Consider the following 2,802-nt stretch of genomic DNA (forward strand, 5'->3'; position numbering starts at 1 on the left):
GTATTTCTCCGCATCGTGCGGCGGAGCACCGTTGGCGATCGTCCGCCAGTACATCGAGCAGCAAAAACGTCCGCTCTAAAAGTGCACGTCAGAGCTATCTTGAGATGCATTCATCCCCGGCGTGAACGCCGGGGCTTTCTGCAAGGAACCCGGTAACCCGCATCGATCATGACGAAGATGTCCATACCACCCGGATGGTGTCCAGCAGCACAGTTCATGAGGCGAAGGTGTAACCCTCATCGCAGAACGCCAGGTCAAGGTCCAGGGGGTGTCAGCCTGCGGAAGACGATCGCCGACCAGATCGCGTCTTCCTCCCAGACATCCATGTACAGGCAGGTACCGCCCTCGTGCAGATGCGCCTCACCTGGGCCGTTCTCCGTCTTGAACTGCCATCCGAGGCTGCGCACTTCACTGCAGCGCATCGAGTCGATTTCGAGCCCCGACCACCGGGCACGGATCCCGTCTGTCAGCGCATCCCGATCGATGTGCCATCCACCCGCATCACCCTCGACCACCGCCAAGAAACGTCATAGCCAGGGTCTACCAGATGTCCCTGACACAGCGCCGATCGACTGTCGACAGAAGTTGGAATGGGCTCACTACCTGAACGTCCGAGATTCCCCGCTTTCCCACGTACGGTTGATCCGAGCGTTACTCGAACTCACAGTCCGGCGACGAAGCCCGCTTCACGCCGTCAGCCGACACTCGTCTTCGGCAGATGCACCGACATGGTCATGCGAGCGAAGCTGCGCAGGTCACAGCGGGTGTGGCACGACCAGCCCTTGATTGCGGCTCCTGACACCTGCGGCCAAGCGGCATCGGCCACCCGGTCCAGTAGACGACCAGGGATCGCCAGCCAGACGGCGGCTTCCCCGCCCCCTTGCCCCTGGCCCCTGTCGGGTAATCGAGCCTGCGTGAACCATCGCGCATAGCCCCAATGAAGCCGCTAGCCATCCCCATGTCGGAGCGCCGCGCAGAGGTCATACCTCTGTCAACCAACTCCCGACGAGCCGACGCTTCGGCCCCAGTGAGCACAGTTGTTCAGCACCTCGTGGGCCGACGCGGCGCAGCGGGGTGGACTCGCGCACCCGGTCCGCGATGCCGGAAGAACGGGTCGTCCTGGGTCCAGGGCGTCTCGGTCAGCGCCGGGGCGACCGCGTTGACTCGGGCCGAGGGGCCGAGGGCGGCGGCCGGCAGCCGCATCATGTGGTCGATCGCGGCCTTGCTGACGGCGTAGGGGGTCGAGCTGCCCGCCCGGGCGGCTGCCCGGGACCGAGGAGACGTTGACGATGTTGCCGGCGCCGGACGCGGCCAGGTGGGAGGCGGCGGCCGACATCTGCCAGGTGCCCAGCACGTTGAGGGAGAGGATCCCCTGCCACACTTGGGCGTCGCCGCGTCGAGGTCCTGGTGAGGGATCACCCGGGCCGTCCCCGCGTTGTTGACGAGGGCGTCGAGCCGACCGTACCGCTCGACGGCTGCGTCAACCAGCTACCGGGCCTGCTGTTCGTCGGAGACGTCGGCCTGGACGTAGACGGCGTGGGGCAGCGAGGCCGCCAGGCGTCGGCCCGCCTCCACCGAGTACGCCGAGTTGACGACGGCCTTCAGTCCCTCGGCGGCAAGCCGAGGGGCGACAGCGGCTCCGATGCCGGACGACGACCCCGGTCACGACGGCGACCTGTTCTGCGATCACGGTGTCCCTCTCCTGTCTCCTGGGAACAGCGGTGGGCCGGCAGCTGCGGCTGCCGGCCCATGGTGACGAAAGCGGGGGATGTGCCCCCTGGCATCTCACTCCACGACGATGGCGATCTTGCCGCGGACGTGTCCTCGGTCCATCTCCTGGTGCGCCGACGCCGCCTGCGCCAGCGGGAAGGTGTGGGAGATCTCGATGCGCAGCTCGCCCCGGTCGAACATGTCGGTCAGTTCGGTGAGGCGTGTGGTGGAGCGCTCCGTGCTGATGGCGAGGACGCCGAAGTCCCCGGCGCGGTCGAAGTCGATGATCGTGCCGATCCGCCCGCGGTCCTCGACGAGTTCGACCGAGGCGTCGAGCGCGGCACCGCCGACGCCGTCGAGCGCGGCGGTGACCCCGCCCGGGGCGAGCGCGCGGACGCGGTCCACGAGCCCGTCGCCGTAGGCGACCGGGACGACGCCGAGGGAGCGCAGGTAGTCATGGTTGTGCAGGCCTGCGGTGCCGATGACGGTCGCACCGCGCGCCTTGGCCACCTGGACGGCGACGGTGCCGACACCACCGGCCGCCGCGTGCACGAGCACGGTGTCACCCGCCGCGACCTTCAGCTTCTCGATCGCCGTGTGCGCCGTCTGCGCCGAGGCGGAGAAGGCGCCGGCCACCTCCCAGGGCATCGAGGCGGGCTTCACCACGAGCTGGTCGGGCGCCACCACCACGTACTCGGCGTGCGAGGCGAGCAGCGCCCACCCCATCACCTCGGCGCCCACCTCGAACCCGACAGCCCCGGGCCCGACCTGGTCCACGACCCCGGCGAAGTCGTTGCCGACCTTCTGCGGGAACGAGCCCGTCAGGCCGGGGATCGACACGATGCCGCGCCGGACCGCGCAGTCGAACGGCTGCACCCCGGCTGCCCTAATGGGACTTGCCGGGTCGGTGAGACTCGGTGCCGTAGCCGCCAGCAGGTGAGCACTCAGGCTGCCTGAAGCATTCGACTTCCGGGGTCAGACCGTGCCCCTGCTGGTTGGCCGGGAGGCCAGACCGTTGATGGGGTGGCGTGCCCGCCGGGCAGTGGGGCGTGAGCACTGGATCCATTAGGCCGCGTGCCGCGCCTTCCGCAG

4 protein-coding genes and 1 pseudogene are annotated in these 2,802 nt (G+C 68.5%); 1 reads left to right on the forward strand and 4 read right to left on the reverse strand.

Translation table 11 applies throughout. The features are described 5' to 3' along the window. Positions 1 to 79 (forward strand): annotated as a pseudogene (locus ABT245_RS46385) (IS200/IS605 family transposase); the annotation flags it as partial. 175 nt (positions 80 to 254) lie between these two features. On the opposite strand, the gene ABT245_RS45635 reads toward ABT245_RS46385, so the two are convergent. The 4 genes from ABT245_RS45635 to ABT245_RS45650 form a co-directional block, all read right to left on the reverse strand. After that, entirely contained in the window at positions 255 to 521 is a 267-nt protein-coding gene (locus tag ABT245_RS45635; RefSeq protein ID WP_351747008.1) for a hypothetical protein, read from the reverse strand. Between the two features lie 520 nt (positions 522 to 1,041). Then, positions 1,042 to 1,206, reverse strand: a complete 165-nt coding sequence (locus ABT245_RS45640) for a hypothetical protein (RefSeq protein ID WP_351747011.1) — start codon at positions 1,204 to 1,206, stop codon at positions 1,042 to 1,044. Between the two features lie 282 nt (positions 1,207 to 1,488). Further along, positions 1,489 to 1,644 carry an SDR family oxidoreductase gene (locus ABT245_RS45645; RefSeq protein WP_351747016.1) on the reverse strand — a complete coding sequence of 52 codons (156 nt, stop codon included), beginning with the start codon at positions 1,642 to 1,644 and terminating at the stop codon, positions 1,489 to 1,491. Positions 1,645 to 1,785: 141 nt separating this feature from the next. Next, complete coding sequence (locus ABT245_RS45650; RefSeq protein ID WP_502982329.1) at positions 1,786 to 2,658, reverse strand: NADP-dependent oxidoreductase; 873 nt, start codon at positions 2,656 to 2,658, stop codon at positions 1,786 to 1,788. Between the last annotated feature and the right edge of the window lie 144 nt (positions 2,659 to 2,802).

It is taken from the genome of Streptomyces sp. NPDC001508 (genome assembly GCF_040298665.1).
Classification (GTDB): domain Bacteria; phylum Actinomycetota; class Actinomycetes; order Streptomycetales; family Streptomycetaceae; genus Streptomyces.